This window comes from Bradyrhizobium sp. MI1.11, assembly GCF_055811255.1.
This window is the reverse complement of sequence record NZ_JBVVPM010000010.1, coordinates 49,990-68,993: the sequence shown is the minus strand read 5'-3', so window position 1 is coordinate 68,993 and position 19,004 is coordinate 49,990. Positions and strand designations below refer to the sequence as shown.

At 63.4% G+C, this 19,004-nt stretch carries 16 protein-coding genes; 5 read left to right on the top strand and 11 right to left on the bottom strand.

Going from position 1 to position 19,004, the window contains the following annotated elements; translation table 11 throughout:
- Positions 1 to 150 precede the first annotated feature (150 nt).
- Positions 151 to 1,398: an oxalate decarboxylase family bicupin gene (locus AC0L30_RS12935; protein ID WP_473404417.1), complete on the top strand. Its 1,248-nt coding sequence runs from the start codon at positions 151 to 153 to the stop codon at positions 1,396 to 1,398.
- Between the two features lie 83 nt (positions 1,399 to 1,481).
- Here AC0L30_RS12935 and cydB read toward each other — a convergent pair whose 3' ends face one another.
- The 8 genes from cydB to AC0L30_RS12895 form a co-directional block, all read right to left on the bottom strand.
- Positions 1,482 to 2,468, bottom strand: a complete 987-nt coding sequence (gene cydB, locus AC0L30_RS12930; protein ID WP_473404416.1) for a cytochrome d ubiquinol oxidase subunit II — start codon at positions 2,466 to 2,468, stop codon at positions 1,482 to 1,484.
- Positions 2,469 to 2,470: 2 nt separating this feature from the next.
- Positions 2,471 to 3,880, bottom strand: a complete 1,410-nt coding sequence (locus tag AC0L30_RS12925; protein ID WP_473404415.1) for a cytochrome ubiquinol oxidase subunit I — start codon at positions 3,878 to 3,880, stop codon at positions 2,471 to 2,473.
- Positions 3,881 to 4,079: 199 nt separating this feature from the next.
- Positions 4,080 to 4,844 carry a YoaK family protein gene (locus AC0L30_RS12920; protein ID WP_473404414.1) on the bottom strand — a complete coding sequence of 255 codons (765 nt, stop codon included), beginning with the start codon at positions 4,842 to 4,844 and terminating at the stop codon, positions 4,080 to 4,082.
- A complete protein-coding gene (gene fdhD, locus AC0L30_RS12915) occupies positions 4,768 to 5,604 on the bottom strand; it encodes a formate dehydrogenase accessory sulfurtransferase FdhD (protein ID WP_035993483.1) in 837 nt (278 codons plus the stop codon). The genes AC0L30_RS12920 and fdhD overlap by 77 nt, the downstream gene beginning before the upstream one ends.
- A gap of 3 nt (positions 5,605 to 5,607) precedes the next feature.
- Positions 5,608 to 6,207, bottom strand: coding sequence for an HdeD family acid-resistance protein (locus AC0L30_RS12910; protein ID WP_473404413.1), 600 nt, complete (start codon positions 6,205 to 6,207; stop codon positions 5,608 to 5,610).
- 284 nt (positions 6,208 to 6,491) lie between these two features.
- Positions 6,492 to 6,992 carry a Dps family protein gene (locus tag AC0L30_RS12905; protein ID WP_473255420.1) on the bottom strand — a complete coding sequence of 167 codons (501 nt, stop codon included), beginning with the start codon at positions 6,990 to 6,992 and terminating at the stop codon, positions 6,492 to 6,494.
- Positions 6,993 to 7,055: 63 nt separating this feature from the next.
- A complete protein-coding gene (locus tag AC0L30_RS12900; RefSeq protein ID WP_473404412.1) occupies positions 7,056 to 7,619 on the bottom strand; it encodes a cytochrome b in 564 nt (187 codons plus the stop codon).
- A complete protein-coding gene (locus AC0L30_RS12895) occupies positions 7,616 to 8,671 on the bottom strand; it encodes a catalase family peroxidase (RefSeq protein ID WP_473404411.1) in 1,056 nt (351 codons plus the stop codon). The genes AC0L30_RS12900 and AC0L30_RS12895 overlap by 4 nt, the downstream gene beginning before the upstream one ends.
- A gap of 351 nt (positions 8,672 to 9,022) precedes the next feature.
- Here AC0L30_RS12895 and AC0L30_RS12890 point away from each other — a divergent pair, with 351 nt between their 5' ends.
- Both AC0L30_RS12890 and AC0L30_RS12885 read left to right on the top strand, forming a co-directional pair.
- Positions 9,023 to 9,907, top strand: coding sequence for an SDR family NAD(P)-dependent oxidoreductase (locus AC0L30_RS12890; protein WP_473366480.1), 885 nt, complete (start codon positions 9,023 to 9,025; stop codon positions 9,905 to 9,907).
- Between the two features lie 200 nt (positions 9,908 to 10,107).
- Positions 10,108 to 12,978, top strand: coding sequence for an ATP-binding protein (locus AC0L30_RS12885; RefSeq protein WP_473404410.1), 2,871 nt, complete (start codon positions 10,108 to 10,110; stop codon positions 12,976 to 12,978).
- 109 nt (positions 12,979 to 13,087) lie between these two features.
- Here the strand turns inward: AC0L30_RS12885 and AC0L30_RS12880 are convergent, their stop codons facing one another.
- The 3 genes from AC0L30_RS12880 to AC0L30_RS12870 form a co-directional block, all read right to left on the bottom strand.
- Positions 13,088 to 15,940, bottom strand: coding sequence for an ATP-binding protein (locus AC0L30_RS12880; protein WP_473404409.1), 2,853 nt, complete (start codon positions 15,938 to 15,940; stop codon positions 13,088 to 13,090).
- 115 nt (positions 15,941 to 16,055) lie between these two features.
- Complete coding sequence (locus AC0L30_RS12875; RefSeq protein WP_007596089.1) at positions 16,056 to 16,337, bottom strand: hypothetical protein; 282 nt, start codon at positions 16,335 to 16,337, stop codon at positions 16,056 to 16,058.
- A gap of 646 nt (positions 16,338 to 16,983) precedes the next feature.
- Positions 16,984 to 17,136 (bottom strand): hypothetical protein, encoded by a 153-nt coding sequence (locus AC0L30_RS12870; RefSeq protein ID WP_473404408.1) that lies wholly within the window; start codon positions 17,134 to 17,136, stop codon positions 16,984 to 16,986.
- A gap of 11 nt (positions 17,137 to 17,147) precedes the next feature.
- Here AC0L30_RS12870 and AC0L30_RS12865 point away from each other — a divergent pair, with 11 nt between their 5' ends.
- Positions 17,148 to 18,413 carry an ABC transporter substrate-binding protein gene (locus AC0L30_RS12865; RefSeq protein WP_007596093.1) on the top strand — a complete coding sequence of 422 codons (1,266 nt, stop codon included), beginning with the start codon at positions 17,148 to 17,150 and terminating at the stop codon, positions 18,411 to 18,413.
- Between the two features lie 174 nt (positions 18,414 to 18,587).
- Positions 18,588 to 18,815: a hypothetical protein gene (locus tag AC0L30_RS12860; protein WP_219681611.1), complete on the top strand. Its 228-nt coding sequence runs from the start codon at positions 18,588 to 18,590 to the stop codon at positions 18,813 to 18,815.
- The last annotated feature ends 189 nt before the right edge of the window (positions 18,816 to 19,004 follow it).

Genomic DNA, 19,004 nt, shown 5'->3' with positions numbered 1-19,004 from the left:
TCGATCCCGGGCGGCGGGCCGAAGCAGCCATGCATTCCGGCAAAAACAGCGCCGTTCGCGGAAGCAGAAGCGGCAAGCGGAAACTAGGTTTGTCGGCCGGAGCCCCGTCGCTACGGGAGGGCTTTCGACAGTTTTCAGGAGCGACCCAAGATGTTTTCACGACGTGATTTGCTGGCCATGTCCGCGGCAGGCGCCGCCATGGTCGGTTCCAGTGCGCAGGCCGCAACCTTCGGCAATCCGGACGAGCCGCCGCAAGGCGCCGTCAACGCCAAGAGCCCCGGAAGCCTGACTGATCCCGGTCCGCAGAATCCCGAACTGGGCAAGCAATTCCCCTCCGCACAAAGCCCGCCGGCGACCGACGTCGGTGGCTTGCCGACGGATTGGGCCTCGTTCAACAATGCGCCGAGGCGCATCCAGAATGGCGGCTGGGCACGGCAAGTCACCGTCGAGGACTTCGCCATCTCGAAGGAAATCTCCGGCGTCAACATGCGGCTGTCCGCCGGCGGCATCCGCGAGCTGCATTGGCATCAGGCGGCCGAATGGGCGATCATGACCTACGGCAGCTGCCGCATCACCGTGCTCGACACGCAGGGGCGCCCCTATGTCGGCGACCTCAAGGCCGGCGACCTCTGGTATTTCCCACCGGGCGCACCGCACTCGCTGCAAGGCCTGGGGCCTGATGGTTGCGAATTCGTGATCTGTTTCGACGACGGCCACGCCAATGAGTTCAACACGCTGCTGGTGACGGACTGGCTCGCCCATACGCCGCCCGAGATACTCGGGAAGAATTTCGGCGTCCCCGCCGACGCTTTCGCGAAGATCCCGCTGCACAATCGATGGATCTTCCAGGGCACGCTGCCCAGCGATCTCGCCGCCGATCGTGCCGCAGTCGCCAAGCATGCCGAAGCACCGCCCTATCCGTTCATCCATTCGCTCGGCAGTTCGGCGCCGGTGAAGGAGAGCTCCGCCGGCAGCATCCGCGTCGCCGACAGCAGCAACTTCAAGGTGGCCACCACCGTCGCCGCGGCGCTGGTGACGATGCCGCCGGGAGCGGTCCGGGAGATGCACTGGCATCCGAACGCCGACGAGTGGCAGTACTACATCAAAGGCAAGGCGCGGATGACGGTGTTCGACACCGGCCCCAACGCGCTGACGACGGATTTCTCGGCCGGCGACATCGGCTATGTCCGGCGCAATCTCGGCCATTATGTCGAGAATGTCGGCGACACCGAATTGCAGTTCGTCGGCGTGTTCCGTGCGCCCCGCTACGAGGAGGTGTCGCTCTCCAACTGGCTGACACACACGCCGGCCACGCTGGTAGCCCAGCATTTCAACATCGACGAGAAGCTGATCGCCCAATGGCCGGACAGTAGCCCCGGTGTCATGCCCAAATCCTGAAGCAAAGCCACATAGGGACCAGAACGAGGAAGGCGCCGAAACCGGCGCCTTTCTTTTTGTTCGTCTTTCGAGCCGTGCAGCGGTCAGTGGTGATCGGCCGCTGGGGCCGCCTTGCCGCGGAAAACGCGATAACCGACGGCGACATAGAGCAGCATCAGCGGGAATACGACCAGGCCGGCGCCCCAGAACATGAAGGCGAGACTTGCATGAGGCGCCGCGGCCTCGTCGATCGTGATGACGAACGGGATCATGTAGGGCCAGAACGACAGAGCGAGCGTGGCGAAAGCCGCCACGAAGATCAGCGCGACCATATGGAACGGCCAATAATCGTCATGGACCAGGATGCTCTTGGCCAGCATCGCGGCCGCACCGGCGCCGATCGCGGGAAACACGAGCAGATAGGGCCGGTCGGTCCAGCGCTGCAGAATCGGAAGATGCTCGGCAAGCGCATATGCAAAGACGACGACCAGGAACACCAGGACGCCGGTCGCCAGCGGCGGGATCTGGCTCCGCGCGGCATCCCGAACGGGACCATCACTCTTCCTCACCAGCCAGCAGGCCCCGAGCAGCGAATAGCCGAAGCAGAGTCCAATCCCGCACAGGGCGGAAAAGGCGGTCAGCCAGCCGAGCGTTCCACCGGTATAATCGCCGTTGGAGAACTGAAGCCCTTCGACGAGAGCGCCGACCATCGCGCCCTGCATGAAGCTGGCGGCGAACGAGCCCGCGACGAAACCGACGTCCCAGACCCAGCGCGAACGGAGGGCCTTGCCGCGAAACTCGAAGGCCACGCCGCGCAGGATCAATCCAAGCAGCATCACGACGACAGGGATATAGAGGGCCGACATCACCATGGCGTAGACAACGGGGAACGAGCCCCACATGATCACGCCCGTGACGATCAGCCAGGTCTCATTGCCGTCCCAGACCGGAGCGACCGTGCTCAGCATGGCATGCCGCTTCGCCTCGCTGCCGGCCACACCGAACAGCATGCCGACGCCGAGATCGAACCCGTCGAGGAGGAGATAGATCAGAATGCTGATGGCAAGAAGGGCAACCCAGTACATCACCATGGTTACTCTCCTGCCTCGAGATAGCTGCGGGCGGTCGGCACCTGATCGGCGAGCGACATCGGCCGATTGGGCACGGGAGCGAGGAGCGGCTTGCCGCCGAGTCCCGCCGGGCCGGCACGCAGCAGCCGATAGATGTAATACGTCCCGAACGAAAAGATGAAGGCGTAGACCGCGACGAACAGGATCAGGGAAGCCAACGCAGCCGACGCGGTCAGGAACGGCGTCACGGCGTCCGCAGTGCGGAGCACGCCGTAGACGGTCCATGGCTGGCGCCCCACTTCCGCGGTGTACCAGCCGGTGAGAATTGCGATCCACGGCAGCGGGAAGCTGAGGAAGATGCCCCACAGCAGCGGGCGGCTCCGATCGAGCCGATGCTTGAGGCCGAGCCAAGTCCCAAGCCAAGCCAGCCCCAGCATCACGAAACCGCAGCCGACCATGACGCGGAAGGCGAAGAAGGGTATCGTCACCGGCGGCCGGTCCTGCGGCGCAAAGCTGGTCAGGCCGACCTCTTTCGATGTCAGGCTCATGCTGCCGATGATACTGCCGAGCACGGGAATCGATATCGCGTATTTGTTCGATTCGGTGCTCGAATCGGGAATTGCGATCAGCACCTCCGAGGCCGGCTGCTCGTCATGCCAGCGTGCCTCGATCGCGGCGAACTTGGCCGGCTGGTAGTCGTGGACGTAGTCACCGACGAGATGCCCGATGAAGAGCTGGACCGGCAGCAGCACTGCCGCGAGCGCGAGGCCCATCCGCAGCATCACATGTGCCTCGGCGCGATAGGTCCGCCGCAGCAGATACCACGCGCCGGTCGCCGCCACGCAGAACGCGCCGGTCAGGTAGGACGCCAGCAGCATGTGCGGAAACCGGACCCAGACCACGCGATTGAAGATGATTTGCGCCCAGTCATCAGGCACAAACTGGCCGTTCTGCAGGACGTAGCCGGTCGGCACCTGCATCCAGCTGTTGTTGACCATGATCCAGAACGCCGACAGCGTGGTTCCGAGCGCAACCATCGCGGTCGAGAACAGGTAGAACCACGGCGACACCCGGGGCCGGCCGAAGATGAGGATGCCGAAGAAGCCCGCCTCCAGCATGAAGGCGGTGAATGTTTCGTAGGACAGAAGCGGGCCCTGGATCGGACCCGACATCTTCGAGAGCACGCTCCAGTTCGTTCCGAACTGAAACGCCATCACCACGCCCGATACGACGCCCATGCCGAATGCCACGCCGAAGATCTTCAGCCAGAACGCGAACAGGGTCCGGTAGACCGGCTTGCCGCTGTACTGGTGCATCGCTTCCAGCACGGTGAGCCAGGCGGCAAGGCCGATCGTGAATGCCGGGAAGATGATGTGAAACGAGATGGTGAAGGCGAATTGCAGCCGCGACAGGAGGAGTGCCGTCGGATCCATCGGATAGACTCCCGTTCGCTCACGCCCGGTTCGCGGCCGCCGGCGCGCGTGCGGCCGGCTGCGGAATGTTGTCGACCTTAAGGGCCGCGGCCGCACCCGGGAGCTTATCCGCGGGGACGGCGCATGCGCTTCCGCGAAGGAACGTCCTTTTGCCGAATGGCATGGTGAACGCCTCGACCCGCAGCGAGCGAGCGCGACGTCAGCGCGAATGGCTTCGCTGGCGGCAGAGCCAGAGCACGTACACCGACGATGCAATCGGCAGAGCGAGACTCCAGGTTCCCAACCATTTCGTCACGCAACCGCCGACGGCCGCCCCTAGCAGGAACGCCAAACAGAGCGTGAGCATGGTTCCGGCGCCGCGCGCCGCATCGCGATCAGGCGCCGCAACGAACTGATCCATGGCGCGGAGCATGTTGCCGGTGACCGTGACCGAGAGGTATTTCCAGTGACCGACCTGTCTGAAGCTTGCCGACTGCAGCGCGACGCCAAAAGAGATGACGAGGATCGTGATCTCATCCGAAACGCGATGAAGCAACAGCATCGTCGCGGCGAGACAGACGATCTCTCCGATGAGGCAACATAACGCCGCCCGGGTGCGAACCGCCACCAACGCTCCCAGGACAAAGGCCACGAGCGGAAGAAGATGATGAAGCGCGCGCTGCCATTGCCCTGATAGCGCATAGATTCCGAGGAAGACGACATTACCGGTCTGCGAACTCGCGAAGACGCCGAGTGACAGCCAGGTAAACGCGTCGAGGAAACCGCCCGACATGCTCAGCACAGAGGCAACCAGCAGCGATCGTTCCGGCGCACAGGCTTCGACGCTTGTCCCGGCCAGGGGCTCCAGTGCTGCAGTTTGCATGGCCATATTCGCCGGTCCGCTGAAGTCAGCAGCCGGCGCGCGGCGCGGCCTCGTCAGGCAGCAGAACACGGCGCGGATGCGTGAACACGCCGTATCCGTCATCGCGGGCGACGGCGAGTAGCGTGATTCCCGCCTCGTTCGCGGTCTGGATCGCGAGCGCGGTCGGCGCGGAAACGGCCACAACGACCGGCGCGCCGATCATCGCAGCCTTCTGCACCATCTCCACCGAAACGCGGCTCGTCAGCAGCACGGCGCTGTCGCAGGCTGACTTGCCGTCGCGGGCGATTGCGCCGGCAAGCTTGTCGAGCGCGTTGTGCCGGCCGACATCCTCCCTGATCACGGCAATGCCCGTGCGAGGGCGCCACAAGGCTGCCGCGTGAACGGATCGTGTGTGCTGATTCAAAACCTGCAACGGAGACAGCGCATGCATGGCGTTCAGCAGGTCCCGCGCGTGAAAGGCAATGGCATCGCCTCCGACCCGCGATGGCGTGCGACGCGCCTGTTCAAGGCTTTCGATGCCACATAGACCGCACCCGACCGGACCACTGATGGCGCGGCGCCGCGCGGCCAGGGTCGTCACGCGGTCCCCCCCAAGCCACATCCGCACTTCCATGCCGAGTTCGTTCGAGATCAGCTCGATGCTCCTGATCTCGCTTGCGCGATCGATGATCGCCTCGGTTAGGCTAAAGCCGACACCGAAATCCTCCAGATCGGCCGGCGTTCCCATCATCACGGCATGGGTCGATCCGTTGTAGGTGAGCGCGATGGCGCTCTCCTCGGCAACCAGCCGCGATGTCGATTTCGTGCGACCGCTGCGCCAGGCGATCTCCCGGTGCCGCGTGAATGTCGACCCTGTCATCATGGCTCACACCGCCGCCGGTTCGGCCGAATGCCGCGAGGCCCGACTTCTGAGCGCGAGCCCGAATGCAATAAAGCCCCAACCCTGGAAGACCAGATCGACGACCAGCATCGCACCGAGCAGCCACAGGCCGACGGCGGGCAAGACCGCAATCAGCATGGCGCCGACGCAGAACGTCACAACGCCGGCTGCCACGACCCAGCGCCAGCCCGCCGCCGGCCGGATATGGAAACCTGCCCAGATCCGTGTCGCACCGGCAACGACGAGGAAGGCGCACACCACGAGCGACAGCGTGAACGACGCGAGCAGCGGATCATAGAGAATGACGGCTCCGGCAGCGGCATAGACGATTCCGGCGAGCAGCCAGAACAGGAAGCCGCGCAGGCCGTGCACCGAACAGGCATGCACGATCTGGAAGATCCCGGCGACTGCCATGGTGACGCCGATGACGAGCACGGAAGCGAGGCTTGCTGCCATCAGATTGGCCGACGCAATGCCGCCGAGGATCAGTTCACCGACCCCCAGCGCAACGAACCTGCCCCATTTTCCGCTGATCGCGTGAACGGCCCTTCCGAGCGACGCCTTCGAGTTCGACATATCCGTCATGGCTTGACCCTTGTACGTATGACCGGCCTGCCGGTCATGGATGCGGTCAAGCCTATAGAGATCCGCGTCCAGTCATCTTTCGAGGATGCAGCGCCATTGTTTCATCCGCACGATGTGAAACGCTGCTGCGGGATTCACGACCGACGGGTAGGTGGCGTGCGCCCTGGTCGATCGATGCGAAGACGATCAGACAGCAATACGCGGACGCGAGGATCTCCCTCGCTTCCGCGTCGTCGCTGCGCGGCGGCCCGCTTCGCTTTGCGGCCGCATCCCATGCCAGGTGCTTACGAGTTCGGGCCGTCGCGGCCGGTCTCGTACAAGAACCAGATCCGCCGCTCCGTCTCGTCGATCCAGTTTTCCAGCAGGCTTGCGGTAGCGACATCGCCGTATTCGTCGCAGAGCTCGTGGACCCGGCGCATTTCTCGCGTCAGTTGCTGATTGTCGCTGCGCAGCTCGGCCAGCATGTCCTGCGGGTCGACATAGTCGGCGTCGTTGTCGAGAATGCGCTGCTCGCGTGCGATCTGGCCGATTGAGCGCAACGTCGTTCCGCCGATCTTGCGAGCCCGCTCGGCAATGTCGTCGGTCATGGCAAAGATCTGCTCAGCCTGCTCGTCGAGCATGAGGTGGTAGTCGCGAAAGTGCCTACCCGACACGTGCCAGTGGAAGTTCTTGGTCTTCAGGTACAGCGCGAAGACATCAGCCAGCAGCGCTCTGAGCGCGGCTGGAACGTCCCGGTTCGCATTGGCCCCCAGATCCGTCGGGCTTTGGAGATCTGCTTTGGTCATTGTCGTCATCCTTGCTGGAGGTTTAGAAATTTGAGGTGCGGATTTCGCCGGCACGCGAAGCGCTCATTCCGCCGGCGTCGTCCTGTTCCGCGGTGGAAAGGGTGCGATCGTCCCGAATACGCCGTCGCGGCGGATCAATGCGTGGAACAATCCGGCCGCCAGATGCAGCAGCACGAGGGCAAAGAACGCGAAGCCCAGGTAAAAATGAGCATTCCATAGCAATGTATGCACGCGGTCGCTCTGCGGCAGCAACGCCGGAATTCGAATCCCGCCATACAGGACGACTGGATAAGCCGCAGCCCAAAGCATGCCGAGACCCAGCAACGGCATGACGATCATGAAGCCATAGAGGAGCCGATGCGACAATCTTGCTCCCAGCTTGATCGCCGGCGGAAGATCTGCCGGCAACGGCGGCGCGCCGTAATGGAGCCGCAGCGCCAGCCTGATCACAACGAGGACCAGAAGCGTGACGCCGAGCGTCTTGTGGATCAGGATGAGCGGCAAGTACTTCGGCGCCACGGTGGACACCATGCCGACGCCGATGAAGAACATGGCAACGATACAGGCTGCCATCAGCCAGTGCAGCAGCCGCTGGATCAGGGCGAAACGATGCGGAGCGTTGCTCATGGCCTCGCCGACTCGGTTCGCGGATAGTCGCCGGCTTCGGCCGCACGCAAATCGTAGGACTTGCGGTAGACCGACGAGCGCGCGGCCGGGAAAGGATCGTCCGACAGCCGGATTCCCCGCGGCAGCACGGTCGGATCGAAGTTGATGTCGCGGCAGGGTCCATCCCGCTCGGGTTCGATCCGCTGCACGGCAAGCGTTCCGAGCTGCACCGTACGGCGCCCCTCGGGCCAGGGCCTGCTCGGGTCCGCGATCGGATCGCCGGGATCTGCGACCGTCGTAACCATGGTCCAGCGCTGCGGGCCGGCGGTCCTGATTCGCTCCACTATCTCTTGCTCGAGAAAATCCGGACCGCGCTTTTCCAGCTCGGCTTGCGAAACCGGAACGGGCTGCACAGTGGGCAGCAGCGACCATCGCACCGCGTGCTCCCCGCCCTTCGCGTTCGTGAAGATGAAACTGTTGAGCCCGTGGTAAGGCTCCTCCGCATAGCTGGTGGTCCAGGGCGCCGTCTTCGCCCAGGTCGCGAAGGCGGCAAATTCCGGATTTGCGTGGATGAAAATCTTCATCGCCTCCGGCTCCTTCTCGGCGGATGCGATCAGCAGGTCGTGAAACGCCTGCGGCGTGGACACTGCAAAGAACGGCGGGTTGATCAGGGCCATCCGCCACTCTTCGCCATCCGCTGCGGCGATCTGCAATCCCAAACCGCGCACACGGACAGTTGCATCCACGGCGTTCGGATCCGCAGTGCCGAGATTGAAGCGACCCAGCGCCGGATACGTGCCGCGTTCGAAGACCTTGGCCCGCGAAAGTTCTACGCCGTTTCCGTTGGCCTCGAAGATGCCGGTGAAGCAGATCCCCTTCGCATGATTTCGCCGGTGCCCGAGCGGTGCGCCGCTCGGAGGCGTCAGCGCCGCAATCATCTGCTCCGGCGTCAGGCGCCCGGGCGAGAGCCAGCCCGCAGTGTACGCGAACGCCGCAGCCCCGCCTCCGAGGATGGCCGCTATCAACACGAGCGGTCCGAGTCCCGAACGCGGCAGTTTGCCTGATTGATTCATCGCTTCTCCTCGTAACGAGCAAGCTGACACAGACGCGTCACACGGCCCGTTCTGTCGAGCGGCTCTTGTAGCCGGCGGCCACAGCCGCGATCTTCTGAAAGCCAACGCCAATTTCGCGAAGGCACGTTCGAGCCTGCCGGGTCCGCGGGAGACCCGTCCTCATCCGCTTTCGGGCTTTCTCGAAATATTTCGTGCGATCTGGAAATCAGCCGCCGGGCTCGAAAGACCCGTCTTGCGCCCGGCTGTATTTCAGGAACTCTTCGCACAAGGGCGGCGATCAATCGCCAAACGACGAACGTGTCGCGATGGCGCTGGTGTCTTTGCGGAAGGTGGAATGCGATTGGGATTCGAATGGGCAAAGTGATCATCGTCACAGGAGCTGCGAACAGCATCGGACGAAGCACCTGCAGGAAATTGGCACAGGCCGGCCACACGGTCTACGTTTCAATGCCGGAAGTGGATGAGCACGGCGGCGCGGATGGCGGAGCCGAGGACGGCAAGCGTGGCGCGGACCTCCGAACCATCGCGTTCGACGTCTCCTCGGAAGCCTCCGTCAACTCGGCTATCGACGCCATCGTCGCTGAGAACAACCGCCTCGACGTGATCGTGCACAATGCCCGCCAGGTCCTCTACGGGCCGGCGGAGGCCTTTACACCGGCCCAGCTTGCCGAACTCTACGACACCAACGTGCTGAGTGCGCAACGGCTCAATCGGGCCGCGTTGCCACAGTTGCGCAAGCAGGGCCATGGCCTGCTGATATGGGTCTCGTCGAGCAGCGCGCGAGGCGGCTCGGTTCCTTTCCTGGGCGCCTATGCTTCCTCAAAGGCTGCCCTGGATGCGCTAGCGCTCGGCTATGCCGGCGAGCTCGCGCGTTGGGGTGTCGAGACAACCATCGTCGTTCCCAGCGCGCTCGGGCCCGGCCACTACATTCGCTCCGGCCGGCCGCTGGACACCGTTCGGGCAGAGGAATACGCGGATGGTCCGACGGCCGATTTGAGCGAGATCGCGCTGTCGGCACTTGGGCAGCTTCCGGCGAAGGATCGAACTCCGCAAGACGTCGCGACCGCCATAGCCGATATCGTCGATATGCCATTCGGACAGCGTCCGCTACGCGTTCATTTCGGTCCGGACGACGACGGGGCTGCAGCCGTCGACACCGTCGCCGACAGCGTCCGCGCGGAACTGCTCCGCCGGATCGGACTGGAAGACATTCTCAAGCCGACATTGATCGGATAAGGCGCGCATCGTGGCGCCGCACATCCAAGCCTCAGACGAAAGTGATAGAGCCCGATGCTTTACCCCGAAACTACCGGATGTTACCGTTTAAGGGCCACTGCGTTCACACGTCTTGGTGTGCTTCCAAGTCATAGAACGTGACGAGTCGTGCGCCGGGTTGATATCCGAAAATGGTCCCCCGCTGGCAAAGCAACGACATGATGGCCCAAGCCGGCCGCTCCGCTCAAGACGAGTCCGCCCATGAGATCTTTCTCTTCGGGCCGTTTCGCCTCGACCTCTCGCAGCGACGGATTGAACGAAACGGGAGCCCGCTCCGATTATCGGATCGTGAGTTCAACATCCTGCTCGCGCTGGTCCGGCAGGCCGGCAACGTCGTCAGCAAGACGGATCTGATAGCCACGACATGGCCGGGCGCCAACGTCGAGGAAAACAGCCTGCGTGTCCATATCGCCGCACTCCGCAAAGCACTCGGAGACGGCGATGCCGGCGCCAGATATCTGAGCACGGTCTCCGGCCAGGGCTACTGCTTCGTCGCCGCGGTCTCACGCCCCAAACAGAGGCAAGCTGCGTCGACCAATCCGACTTATGTCCACAATTTGCCGGCGCATCCCCGGCAGATGGTGGGGCGTGAGCATACCATTCAGGACATCTCGGAAAGTCTGAGAGCCCACCGCTTCGTCACGGTTGTCGGCCCCGGCGGCATCGGCAAGACCACGGTCGTCATTTCCGCGGGCCACGCCCTGCTCGCGGAATTCGCCGGACATGTCCACTTCATCGGTCTCGGCGAAACCGGCAACGCCGCTCCGGTGCCGGCGATCGTCGCATCGTCACTTGGACTGCCGGCGCGATCGAATGATCCGGCGAGCAGCCTGGCGGCATTCCTGCGCGACAGGCGCATGCTGCTCATTCTGGACTGCTGCGAGCATGTCATCGAAGCAACGGCGGCGCTGGCCGAGCGGCTCTACCAGGCGGCCCCGGAGCTGCACATCCTGACCACGAGCCGGGAGTTGCTGCGCGTCGAAGGCGAGTTCACATACCGTCTCCCGCCGCTCCCGAGCCCGCCGGAGAAGGCCGTTCTGACGGCCGCGAACGCCCTCGCTTACCCATCCGTGAAACTCTTCGTGGAGCGTGCGACTGCAGGAGGCGGCGAGTTCACGCTGACGGATGCGAACGCCCCGGACGTCGGCAACCTCTGCCGTCGGCTCGACGGCATCCCGCTTGCCATCGAACTCACCGCCGGCCATGTGGGCGCATACGGCGCGAGGGCGATGGTCCAGCTCCTCGATCAGCACCTCAATTTGCTGTGGGAGGGGCGACGCACGGCACTGCCCCGACACCGGACGCTGCGCGCAACCATCGAATGGAGCTACAATCTTCTATCCGAACCGGAGCGCGTGATTCTCGGCCGGCTGTCGGTGTTCGTCGGCGGCATGACCCTGGACGCCGCCCGATCGATTGCCGCGGCCACGGAGGACGACGACACGATCCTGGCGATCATCGACGGCCTCGTTGCCAAGTCGATGCTTACACTGAACACCGGCTCGCAACCAACCCGCTACCGCCTTGCCGACTCGACCCGGGCGTACGCGCAAGAGAAACTTGTCGCCAGCGGGGACGCTGGCGCGATCTCGCGACGTCACGCCTGCTACTTTCGCGGTCTCCTTGAAAGGATCGGGAGCGAAGCGAACCGAGACCTTTCGGCGGTTGCCGAGGAGCTCGGTAACGTCCGCGCCGCGCTGACGTGGTGCTTCTCCGATCAGGGAGACCGCAAAATCGGCGTGGCGCTCGCTGCGGCATCGATTCCGCTGTTTTTCAAGCTGTCGCTCCTGGCGGAATGCGAACTCTGGGTCACTCGCGCCATCGAAGCACTGGATGAAACCAATGGAAGCATCAGGCAGGGTCTCGTCCTTCACACTGCGCTGGGCGCCGCCCGCATGCTCACGGGACGGCTCGACGGAGTGGGCGTTAATCATCTCAACCGGGCGCTTGAACTGACCGAGAAGATCGGCGACGTGCCAGGGCAGATCCGTTTGATCGACCAGTTGCACCTGCTGCAATTGTTCGTCGGCAGATATGATGAGGTACTGGCCACCGCCAAACGCGGCGAAGCCGTTGCGCTGACCAGCAACGATCCCATTGCCGTCGCGCGCATGCGCGTGTTGCTCAGCATCTCCTACCAATATCTCGGCAGGTTCGTTGAGTCCCGCTCATACATCGAAGCGGCGTTGCGTCATCCGGGCATGGATGGGGACATCCTTAGCGGCCTCACCCTCGAATACCCTAAACGCGCTCAAATCACCCTTGCGCGCGTCCTCTGGCTTCAGGGATATCCGGATCAAGCAGCGCAAATGGTGCGCCGGGCGATCTCCGACGTGATCGCGACGAACCATCCGGTCATGTTCTGCCGAGCGTTAGCATGGGCATTCGACGTCTTCTTCTGGAATGGCGATCTGGCGGATTGCGAAGAACACATCGACAGGCTCGTCGTGGAGGCTCGAAGGCACAACCTCGCCATTCTCCAGATGGTCGGCGAGGCGATGAAGGGGATCACGCTGCTGGCCCGAAGCGAGACCGGCATCGGGCTCGCTATGCTGAAAGGCTCGATCGACAAGCTGCAGAGCCAGAGCTTCGGTGCGGTCGCAGGGTTGCGCATGTCCCTCGCCGATGCCTTGTCGGCTACAGGTCACGGTGACGAAGCCCTCGACACCATTGATCAGGCGATTGTCCAGGCCCGGCACTGCAACTTCATGATGGAGATGCCCGACATGCTGCGCGCAAGGGCTGAAGCGCTGATGCACAAGAGCAATCCGGATCTTTCGCAGGCGGAGATGAGCTTCGTGCAGGCGCTCGACCTCGCTCGTCATCAAGGAGCGCTGGGCTATGAGCTTCGCGCGGCGATCGGGTTTGCGAGACTATGGCAGCGAGGCGGTCGCTGCCAGGAGGCGCACGATATGCTTGCGTCCGTCTATCTGCGATTTACCGAGGGCTTCGATACGCGCAGCCTCAAGATGGCGAGAGCGTTGCTTGCCGAGCTGAATCCGGCGCGCCCGTACGCGTCTGCGGCCAAATGACCCTCTCCTGATCCATAAGCGCCCTTTGCCCCGACCGATGCGGTGCTCGCCGAGGCTGCACCGGCATCCGATTGGTTGAATCGGATGCCGCTCCCGGGGCATCTAGGACCTACGATCCGAGCTTCGCCAGCATTGCACGCGCGTCGCGGAGGTCCGCCGTCTCGAAACCTTCAGTGAACTTGCCGTATGCGGACGCGAGAACACGGCGTGCATCGGCCGGATGCCCCTCGCTCACTTTCAATCGTGCCACACTGATCGCCGTTCTCAGCTCCCAAGCCAAGGCGCCCTGGCTCCGCGCCACCTCGAATGCCCTGTCGAAGGCCTGCGCGGCGGCGATCGCCGAGCGGTGCTCGCCGGGAAGCAGCAGCAATTCGCCCTTGATGCGCCAGAGTTCGGCGACGTACCACCCCTCGTCCCTGGCCTCGCATCGCGCGAGCGCCTCGTCGGCGGTCGCAAGGCCTTGCGATACCTCGCCGGCGTCGCCGAGACATACCGCGAGTTCACCGAGGGGAAGCAGAAAGCGCGGCAGGTGGCGCGCCTCGCCCGCGAGCTCAAACGTCTTGCGCAGCAGGGGCAATCCGGTCGCGAGGTCACCCCGGCGCGAGATCAGCATTCCTCTGAAGGCGCGCGCCCACAGATTCCACAGGCGGATCGGATGTCGCTCGGTGTGTTCGAGCAGCATCGTACAATAGCGCTCGGCGGCGTCGAGATCGCCGGCCAGGAACGCAATCGGGCAGGCACCCTGGCCGAGGACGCTGCAAAACGTGAGTGCGTGACCACTGGTCCGGCCTTCCTCGACGTTGTGCTCGACGACGCTCAAGGCCTGATCCGCGAGGCCGAGCAACCACAGGATCCGCGCCTGGAAATAGCGCGTCGAGACCCGCAGGTCGAACCGGAAACGAATGACCTGCGGCTTTGCCGCAAGTTCCGAGAGCCGCGACAGGGTTCGGCCGATATGATGATAGGCGAGCCGCTGGTCGCCGCGATAATGCAGCGTGGTTGCGAGAAGGCGGTCGGCCATCATGCGATCGACGGGATTGCCGGAATCGGCCACGACCTCCGCGAAGCGATTAGCAAATTCAAGCGCCTTGTGGAATTCGCCGTTATTGAACTGATCGATGCAGAGCCCCCACAGCGCGCGCAGCAGGTAATCCCTGTCACCGAGCTGCTCGGCGAGCTGTAGGGTCGCAGCCCAGGCGGGACCGGCCTCCCGGGCCCTGCCAACACCGTACATCAGTGACCAGCCGCGCGCGGCCGACAGCTGCATCCGAAGTCGCGGCGCGTTTGCAGCCGACGGATCGAGGCGCGCCAAAGCGAGTTCGGTCCGCTCGCGGCATTCGGCGAGCAGCGACAATTGCACCCAGAGCGGGACCGCGGCCGCCGTCAGGGCGGCCCCGACTTGCGAGTCCCCGCCGGGGGAGAAGGCCCAATCGAGACTCGTTCGCACGTTGTCGATGTGTCGGCCATAGAGGGTGAGCCACTCCGCCTGCGGCCTCACTTCGCTGTCGGCTTCGGCGCTGGCAAAGAATCCGCAGTAGTATTTCGCCTGGCGGTAGGCTGCGCCGGGATGTTCTCCGCCGGCACGCAGCTTCTCCAATGCATAGGCACGCGTCGTATCCAGCAGACGATAATGCGGGCTGTCGCCGCAAATATCCGCGAGAACGAGCGACTTTGCCACCAGCCTGGCAAGCTGGCCGGTCACATCGCCGATGTTCTCGCCAGCAACAGCAATCACTGCATCGAGCTGGAACTCGCCGGCGAATATGCCGAGCTGCCGGAGCAGCCACGCCTCGTCGTCCGGCAAGAGGTCGTAGCTCCAGTCGAGCGTTGCGCGTAGCGTTTGCTGCCGCGGCAACGCCGTGCGCCGGCCGGTCGTCAGGAATTTGAACCTGTCATCGAGAAGTGACGCGATCTTCGGCGGGCTAAGCATGACTGCGCGCGCCGCCGCAAACTCGATCGCCAGCGGAATGCCGTCGAGCCGGCGGCAGATGGATGCGATGGCGCCGGTGTTCTCCTCGTCGGGTACAAAACTCGAACCCAGCGCCTTCGCTCTGCTCGTGAACAATTCCACTGCGCTATACGCAGAAGCGTCAGTGGGCTCGTGCCAGGTTTCAGGCGGTACGCCCAGAGGAGGTACGCGGTAGACATGTTCCCCCTCGATACGCAGCGCCTCCCGGCTTGTCGCAACAATGACCGTCCCCGCACAGTGGCTGACAACCAACTCGGCCACCTGCGCCACGGCGTCGATGACATGTTCGCAATTGTCGAGAATGAGCAGCAATGGCCGAGAGCCGATCGCGCGCGCGATGGCATCAGGTGAGATCTCCTCGCCCTCGAGCTTGGTGCCGAGGACACTGGCGATGACCGAGCAGACGAGCTTCGGATCGGACAGTGGGGCCAGCTCGACCAGCAACCGGTCAGCCACAAAGCCGGGCGGCGGCGTTCTGGCGACCTCTAGCGCGAGCGACGTCTTTCCGATGCCGCCAGGCCCGACCAGGCTCACGATGCGATAGGCCGACAGAAGCCGCCACAAATGTGCGATCGCAGCCGTTCGGCCGATGAGATTGAATGATGCGCTGGGAATGTTGATCGACGGCAGCAGGCCGGTTGCGGCAGATTGTAGCGGGGTGTCCGTATGCTGAACCCGCCATGCTCCCAGCAAACGATAACCGCGGCCAACGCTGGTTGACAACATGTCGCGGTCGGAACCGAGCGCCTTTCGGATCGCAGCGATATGCACGCGAAGTGCACTCTCCTCGACAAAGACGCCCCGCCAGACCCGCTGCTTCAGGTCGTCCCTGGTGACGAGCTGGCCCTGCGCCTGAACCAATTCCGCAAGAATCTCAAAGGCACGCCCCCCCAACGGAACGAGTTCGCCGTTCGAGCGCAATTCGCGTCTGGCAAGATCGATTTCCCATTCCGCGCAAATGTAGACGGGACGCTGGCCCGGCTCAGCCATCATTGGGACAGCCCCAAGCGGTTTCGTCATCTTCAGTCCAGCTTAGCACCAACCCTGTCGAAAGACACAGGTAGCCGGGCGGCGCGGCCGCCGGCCCCTGTCTCGCAATGCGCGCCGTTCAGCAGCCGCGGCAGATCGATCCTTCCAGCATCTTCTCAAGCCGGGCATCTTCCTTGTCGATGGTCTGGTCTGTGCCAAGCAACGGCCCCTTCATTGCGTGACCACCGCCGTCGGACGACGAAAGCGCAGTGCCCAGCGAGTTCGTGCCCGGCGCGGCGGCGCTCGTCCCGAGCGCACCGCCGCTCTCCATCGACATATGCGATCCCATGCCGCCGCGGGCGGACGCGGTGCCCGAAAGCGCAACGCAGGCGAGGACGCAAACAACAGCAAATGATTTCATTGCTCACACTCCAGGTATTCAAACTATCCGCCTCCCAGAAACGGACACCGGACGCGTTTGACTACGCACAAACGCGCGAGAATCCTGACAAGCGTGACAGACTCTTCCCGCAGGAGTGATGTAGATCCACCGGGACTTTCCGCTCCGACGACCTAGATCATTTTCATCAAAAAAACTTCGGAAACGCCACCAGCCGAGCAGCGATCATCGCCAAGCGACTCTCCGCACGGAGCAAACAATGGAGAATCGCTATGAGTGTATTCAAGATTCTAATCGCAGCGGCGCTACTCTCAACGGCAACGATATCGTCGGCGTCCGCAGCCTGGTCTTTCGCTGATCAGGAGCCGGCAGCCTTTGCATCGATGTACCCCGATCGCGACGTGCTGAATGGCGGCGCACTGACGCCCGCCGGGCGAATGGGTCTCGAACGGCCGGGCGGTGCCGCGCCCGTCTTCGGCATAGGCCAATTTCGCGACCACAACTGGCATCGATGACGAGATACCACAATCCAGTATTCTGCTTCCTGCAGGTGCGGATGATGGTGCCCGTAATCCGGGAGTGCGACCGCGCCATGCGGCGCACCCTGCCGGCTTCGCGGCAGGGCCGATTGCACCGATTCGGATAGCCGACCCGAAAACCGCGAAACTTAACAGTTCTTCAGCATCCGCAACCGGGCGCGCAGCGCCGTCCGCGCTATAGTCGCGACGCCGACTGCTGCACGCTCGTCCGCCGCCTCGAGCGGGGCGCGGCCGAGCCACGCCTCGTCAGGGTTGGCATGTGCAAAGACCGGCAGCGCCATGGAGGCATCGCTTGATCGCAGGCAGGACTGGTTATTCGATTTCGGGCAACGCGTGGCGCCTGGGAAAGCTCTTCATCTCCTGCGCTGCGCTTGCAGTCGGCAGCGCTTCCGCGGAGCCACGATATGATCCCGGCGCAAGCGACACCGAGATCCGGATCGGCAACATCATGCCCTACAGTGGCCCGGCATCTGCTTACGGCATCATCGGCAGGACGATGAGCGCGTATTTCCGCATGGTCAACGACAATGGCGGGATCAACGGCCGGAAGATCAATTTCATTTCATACGACGACGCCTACAGTCCATCCAAAGCGGTCGAGCAAGCGCGACGGCTCGTCGAGGACGACGAGGTGCTTGCGATCTTCGCTCCGTTCGGCACGGTCAGCAACGCAGCGATCCAGAAATACATGAATAGCCGGCATGTGCCGCAATTGTTCGTTATCACCGGAGCATCGCGCTGGGCGGATCCCGAGCACTTTCCGTGGACCATCGGCTGGCAACCGAGCTACCGAACCGAAGCACGCATCTATGCGGACTACATTCTGCGGCACCATCCGGGGGCAAGGATCGGTATCCTGTACCAGAACGACGACTTTGGACGCGACTATCTGCTCGGCCTGAAGGACGTGCTGCAGGACCAGTACGCGCAAATGGTGATTGCCAGCCAATCATATGAGGTCAGCACCCCGACGATCGACTCCGAGGTCGCCGCGATCAAGGCCGCTGCGCCCGACATATTCATCGACATCGCAACACCCAAATTCGCCGCGCAGGCGATCAGGACGCTCGCCGAACTGGACTGGCATCCCATCCACATCGTGACGAACGTCTCGGTCTCGGTCGGCGCGGTGCTGAAGCCCGCCGGACTGGACAATGCGAAAGGAATTCTCAGCGCGGGGTATCAGATGGACGTGACTGATCCGCAGTGGGACAGCCATCCGGGCATGCAGCATTTTCGCGCGTTCATGGCGAAATACTATCCGGAGGCAGATCGATCGGAGAGCGGGCCGCTGGTGGCCTTCAACATGTCGAGTGCACTCGTGGAGGTGATCAGGCGTTGCGGCGACGATCTCACGCACGAAAGGATCATGCGCGTGGCCACCGATCTCGATCTCGACCTCGAAGCCTACATTCCCGGTGTTCGCATAAAGACATCACCGAGGGACTTTCGTCCGATCGAGCAGCTCCGGATGATGCGCTTCACCGGCGAAAGATGGGAATGGTTTGGCCCACTGCTGGATGGACGCACTGACCAGGCGACGTCCTCACCAAACTAGCGCGCGAACCTCCTGTCGGATGAGCCGTCGATGTATGAATTCAACGCACCGCGACGGCTTCGTGCAAAGAGGAAAATGTTCGTTCGATCGACACTGCGGATCCGGCGCACGCATGCACATGTCTCAGGTGCGGGCCGAGGCGTTCTTGGCGTCGCTTTCTCAAGGAGATGTTCGATGACGACACTGAAGTTCTTGTCGGCCGGATTCGTTGTCGCGGCCATGATCGCCTCCCCCGCGATGGCCCGCGAAGGCAACGCGAAGCGTACCAATGTCGAGGCTTATGCGTCGGCTCAGCGCGTGCCGGCCTCCGCCAAGCGCGGCTGCGCCCGTGCTCCCGACGTCGGTGCGTACGCGACCGCCCCCTGGCGCCGGCCGCCCTGCGAGCCCACCTCGGGCTATTGAGTTCGCGAACCGGAGCAAGTCCGGTTGACGCCGACCGGAAGTTGATCGCCTCAACGTTCCGGATTTTGACCTCTCGGCGGAAGGAAGGACGGCGGCTCACGACCAGGCCGCCGTTCTTGCGACTGGTGCACGTCTCCTGGAAGCATTTGGGCTCCGGAGTTCTTGCGCTGACGATTCTCGGCGATGCCG